We start from the raw sequence: 5,318 nt of genomic DNA, 5'->3' as shown, positions 1-5,318 counted from the left end.
TCGGCGAGACTGGAGGTGGCGGATATCTTCGGCCGCCACGGCGAGGCGTATCGGCAGGTTCATGACGGCCATCTCGGACGTGTCGAGCGGCGTGTGATGAGCGCGATCGAGTTATGCCGGACCGCCGAACTGGGCGGTCATGTCGAGGGCTGCCGCTCCTGCGGGTCGATTCGCGTGGCCTACAATTCCTGCCTTGGACTAACCCGCTCCGCGTCGCGGAGCGGGTTAGTCCAAGGCAACTAATGGGGAATGCCCAACCGGCATTGCCCCAAGTGCCAGGGCCAGGCCTGCCGGGACTGGCTCGCCGCGCGGCAGGACGAGCTTCTGCCGGTGCCCTACTTCCACGTGGTGTTCACGCTGCCGGTCGAGGTCGCCGCAATCGCCTTCCACAACAAGACGGCGCTCTACACGATCCTGTTCAAGGCGGCGGCCGAGACGCTGAGCACGATCACTGCCGATCCCAGACATCTGGGCGCCGAGATCGGCCTCATCGCAGTGCTGCACAGCTGGGGCCAGACTCTCACCTACCATCCGCACCTGCATTGCATCGTGCCGGGCGGTGGCGTCTCGCCGGACTGCACACGCTGGATCTCGTGCAGGCCGGGATTCTTTTTACCCGTGCGCGTGCTGTCGGGCCAGTTTCGCCGCCGCTTCCTGGAGGAACTGCGAGTGGCCCATGATGCGGGCCGGCTGGGCTTCTTCGGCGATCTCGCCCACCTGGCAAAGCCCGACGCCTTCGCCCGCTTGCTCGCTGAAGTCCGTCGCCTCGAATGGGTCGTCTACGCCAAGCCGCCCTTCGGCGGGCCGCAACAGGTGCTGGCCTATCTTGGCCGCTACACCCATCGCGTCGCCATCGCCAACTCCCGGCTGGTCAGCATGGCCGACGATCGCGTCGCGTTCCGCTGGCGGGATTATCGTCATGGCGCTCGATGCCGATGAGTTCATCCGCCGTTTCCTCCTGCACACGCTGCCCGACGGCTTCCATCGCATCCGTCATTACGGCTTCCTCGCCAACGGTCATCGCGCCGCCAAGGTTCGCATGACTTTTTTGATTGGCACGTCGATTGCTTCGAACACGGTGAGGGCTGGTTACGAAAAAGGCGGTACCGCGATTCGGCCCCGGAGTTCAGGTGAAACCTGCTCTTTCAATCCAGCGGAGCGCCATGGGCTGAGGGGTGAAAGATGAAGGATTGGTCTCGTCCCCGGTGCCTGCAAGCAGACATTTCCGTCGATATTCAGACCTTCGGCCAGGCCCTCCGGTGCGTCATGTGTCACGTCGGTTCGATTTCAGGCTAGCGCTGGCAAAGCCTGCCAAGCAGCTTTACACTTTCAAGACAAAGGGCTTGTTTACCTATGACGACGCTCGCGACTTTAGAGGCTACTATTTGCTCGACCTTGGGGCATGACATCAGCTTTTCGGGCGAGCCACTAGGTGATCCGACTCCGCTTCCATTTGCCACGGAAACCGACATGCTGGGAAACGTCTCGCTTCGTCGTCGGCGTGAGTTCGCTTGGGGACGGCATCACGCTCGTGTGGCGTTGCGTCAATTGGGTGTTGCTCCTGTCCCGATCTTGCCGAGGTCAGATGGCGCTCCTCTGTGGCCTTCCGGAGTCGTCGGAAGCATTTCCCACTCTTGCTGCGACTGCGGAGCCGTTGCCGCACGTGTCGATAACGTGCTCGCTCTTGGGCTGGACATTGAAGATGATGAACCACTCGGAGCGGACCTGCTGCCGATCATATGCACGCCTACCGAAACAGAGCGGGCGGAATGGTCCAGCAGTCGTTTCGGTCCGAAACTGATCCTTGTGATAAAAGAAGCCGTATACAAATCATACGCGCCGGGTACTGGTGCATTCTTGGATTTTCAAGATGTCTGTGTCAGGATCAAGCACGAAAGCGGGTCGTTCGAGGCCGAGATTGTCAACTCAGACAAACCTATGAGTTTCGGCAGTCGGATCATAAACGGAATTTATCTCCCATTTCGCATGGGGATGATGGCCGTGGCTGCGCGATTTCGAGGAGCGTGATGCCTTTGCTTGAGCGTCGTATGCTCTCGATGCAGGCGTGCCCTGCGCGTGGGCAGTGGCCGATGCGCTTTATGGTTCGGATCGAAGCTGCGCCGAATGCGGAAGCCGCGGCCAGCCTTATGTTCTGTCGGTTCGGTCTAATTGTGGAGCCTCTGTAGTTGCCGCCCCTATGCAAGAAGTTTCCCAACCACATGCGTGGTCGAGTGCGGTCTTCTGTAGGCCTTCATGTGCGGCATTTCCAGAAGCCGCTGGCCGGTATGTGATCTGCAGATCAGGATCCCAAAAACGAGCACATTGGCTCTTTGGCCCCAGCTAGGCTAGTTTCCGTCCCCAAACGCAGTATTGGAAAGCGCCCCCCCGGAATTTTAAGTGGCATCCTGCCGGTTACGTTGAGCGCGGGGCTTTGCGCGCCGAAATAAGCCTGGCGTGCGCCCGTCAAGGCTCGAATGCGGGCGCCCTTCCATTATAGACGGCGAGATACCGGGCGATCGACGCGCGGGCCTCGGACACGCTGTCGTAGGCGCGCAGATAGACCTCCTCGTATTTGATCGTGCGCCACAGCCGCTCGACGAAGACGTTGTCGCGCCAGGCACCTTTGCCGTCCATGCTGATGGACACGCTCGCCACCGTCAGCACGCCTGTGAACTTGAGGCTGGCGAACTGGCTGCCTGGTCCGTGTTGAAGATCTCGGGTCGGCCATGTCTGGCCAGGGCTTCCTCGAGCGCTTCGACGCAAAACGCCGCCTCCATCGTGAAATGGGCCAGCACCCGCCGGCTGAACACGTCGACGACGGCCGCCAGATAGACGAAGCCGCGCCGCATCGGGATGTAGCTGATGTCCATCGCCCAGACATGGTTCTCCCGTGCGATCTTCATCCCGCGCAACAGATGCGGGTAGATCTTGTGGCCTCAGGAGCAGCAAGCATGGCATCGCGCGCGGCTTCGACCGTCTTGATCTCTTCCAGAACAAATTCCAGCCGATTGAGTTCGCGGCCGATCTGCCTTCAAATGGGCGGGCAATGTCGCCCGTCGCCGGTCTTAAGTTCCTCCAGTTGCTTACGCCGATCACGGCGCAGCGGCTCGTAGCCGGAGACGCCTTGGCTGAACAGCAGGCCCTTGACGCGATTGACGTGACTGGCGCGGGACGGCTACGCGTGCGCCTCGACCGTGTCGTCCGTCGCTACGTCATGCTGGACCGGCCGACTACCTGTTTCCATCGCTGCAAGCCTGCGCGTTCTCGACGGTCCCGCGGGACGCGGTGGTCGCGACGTCTCGCTCGGCCCGATGAAGACCTGTACCCGGCTTGGAATAACCGTCAGACCTGCCCATCCGCCCCCAGCCTCATCAGGCAAGCTCTAGCTTCATGCCCCGAAATCTGTACTGCTTCCAATCTCGTTCCTAGATGACTACGATATACAAACTGCATTTGACGCACGTGGTTGGGCCATTGATGCTCGTGTGATGTAACGAAACATGCGCGGCGGCGACCAAACCAGCCAGGACCTAATGGATGCAAAAGTTCGAAAGTTTCCGAGAAATGCAGCCCGAGGTCGCGGAGTGGCGCCGTCATCTGCATCAGCACCCGGAACTCGACTACCGACTACACAACACGGCCAGCTTCGTCGCCGAGAAGCTGGCTTCTTTCGGTATCAATCACATTGAAACCGGGATTGCTGAGACCGGGGTCGTCGCACTGATCCAAGGCGAAGGTGGTGATGGCCCAACTATCGGTCTGAGGGCGGATATGGATGCCCTGCCGATAGCGGAAGCATCAAATAAGCCGTGGTCCTCACGGGCGCCGGGCAAGATGCACGCGTGCGGCCATGATGGCCATACAGCTATGCTTCTTGGGGCCGCAAAGCACCTTGCTAAGACGCGGAACTTCAAAGGCACGGTCGCCTTGATCTTCCAGCCAGCTGAAGAAGACGGACGAGGCGGTCAGAAGATGGTGCAGGAAGGCATGATGGACCGCTTTGGCATCTCTCAGGTCTTTGGCATGCACAACTCGCCGGGTCTCGATGTTGGGAAATTTGCTATCGTTGATGGGCCATTATTGGCCGCGCTCGATGAGTTCGATATCACAATAAGGGGTAGAGGTGGTCATGCGGCAATCCCACATCTGACGATCGATCCGGTCGTTATTGGAGCACAGATCATTCTCGGCCTGCAGACCTTGGTATCTCGCTACACTGATCCCACGGAATCGCTCGTCATTTCCATCACAAAACTGAGCGCCGCGCAGGCTTATAACATCATCCCGGATACGGTTGAGTTGTCGGGGACCGTCAGGACGCTGCTGCCGAGCATTCGGGACTTCGCCGAGCATCAGATTTTCGCGTCCGCTCGAGGCATCGCGCAGGGTTTCGGCGCAGATGTTGAGCTGAAATACCGGCGCCTCGAACCGATGACCATTAATCATACCGAGGAGACTGATCTGGCAGTCGCAGCTGCTCGAAACCTCGTTGGCAAGGGTGCCGTGAACGACAAGGTCAAGCCTCTGATGGGCTCGGAAGATTTCGCGTACATGCTCGAAGCGCGGCCAGGCGCGATGATCTGGCTCGGGAACGGACCGACAGCGACTGTACACAACTCGGCTTACGACTTTAACGACGAAGCCCTTCCTTACGGTATTGGTTATTGGGTCAGCCTCGTCGAGACGACATTGGCCGCATGAAGTTCATCATCCATCGGATGCATCTGTAAGAGGCTCGTAGTGGGGGGTACAGTCGCTCGTATCCTTTCGTGCTGCCTTCTGGCACCAGAGACAACTGCCTCCGCATGACGAAAATTGGAGAAATCGGCAGTCACTAGCTGAATCGATCAGTCCGCACAATGGTAAGCCCGTCGAACGCGCACTTATCAAGTGGCCCGGTTATCACTACTCGGTTAGGCCAAAGGACACTAAATGGCGGTGTCTATCTGCAAACGCGATGGGATCGTCCGGGACATTATATTAGCAACTTCAACGGCAAGTGGCGCATACTCGGCGTCAGCGGATCGAATTGCTTCCGCTACGCGCGGTCCAAATGAATCGAGTGAAGTAAAGTGCAGATCAAAGACGTTCTCCTTGCGCCTGGCAACGGCGCATTCTTCTACGACGATCAAGCTGCTATTAGGTCTGGCGCGACCCACGACGGCTTCATCTATGTCGGCGAACCGACAACGCCTGGGTTCAATTCGATCCGCATTCCAGCATCTTCGCTCAGCATCGGGCTGATCCTCCCCGACGAAACCGTTGTTTGGGGCGACATGATGAACGTGCAGTACTCTGGTGCTGGCGGGCGCGATCCT

Annotated in this window: 2 protein-coding genes and 5 pseudogenes; 5 read left to right on the top strand and 2 right to left on the bottom strand. The window is 59.1% G+C overall.

Translation table 11 applies throughout. The features are described from left to right. Nucleotides 1-9 precede the first annotated feature (9 nt). From RFN28_RS34180 to RFN28_RS35015, 3 genes and pseudogenes are all read left to right on the top strand, one after another. A pseudogene (locus RFN28_RS34180) lies at nucleotides 10-1,186 on the top strand (IS91 family transposase). 284 nt (nucleotides 1,187-1,470) lie between these two features. After that, nucleotides 1,471-2,028 carry a 4'-phosphopantetheinyl transferase family protein gene (locus RFN28_RS34175; protein WP_320291529.1) on the top strand — a complete coding sequence of 186 codons (558 nt, stop codon included), beginning with the start codon at nucleotides 1,471-1,473 and terminating at the stop codon, nucleotides 2,026-2,028. A 22-nt stretch (nucleotides 2,029-2,050) separates the two neighbouring features. Next, nucleotides 2,051-2,170 (top strand): annotated as a pseudogene (locus RFN28_RS35015) (IS701 family transposase); the annotation flags it as partial. Nucleotides 2,171-2,393: 223 nt separating this feature from the next. Here RFN28_RS35015 and RFN28_RS34170 read toward each other — a convergent pair. After that, nucleotides 2,394-2,936 (bottom strand): annotated as a pseudogene (locus RFN28_RS34170) (transposase); the annotation flags it as partial. Next, a pseudogene (locus RFN28_RS34165) lies at nucleotides 2,936-3,169 on the bottom strand (IS110 family transposase); the annotation flags it as partial. The pseudogenes RFN28_RS34165 and RFN28_RS34170, both read right to left, overlap by 1 nt. Nucleotides 3,170-3,537: 368 nt before the next feature. Between RFN28_RS34165 and RFN28_RS34160 the strand changes: the two are divergent. Further along, the gene (locus RFN28_RS34160) at nucleotides 3,538-4,701 is read left to right on the top strand and encodes a M20 aminoacylase family protein (protein WP_320291528.1); all 1,164 of its coding nucleotides are present in this window, start codon (nucleotides 3,538-3,540) and stop codon (nucleotides 4,699-4,701) included. Between the two features lie 371 nt (nucleotides 4,702-5,072). After that, a pseudogene (locus tag RFN28_RS34155) lies at nucleotides 5,073-5,318 on the top strand (methylaspartate ammonia-lyase); the annotation flags it as partial.

Source organism: Mesorhizobium album, assembly GCF_033977205.1.
GTDB lineage: Bacteria > Pseudomonadota > Alphaproteobacteria > Rhizobiales > Rhizobiaceae > Mesorhizobium > Mesorhizobium album.
Note: the sequence above shows the minus strand (reverse complement) of the source record. Positions and strands in the feature narration are given on the sequence as shown.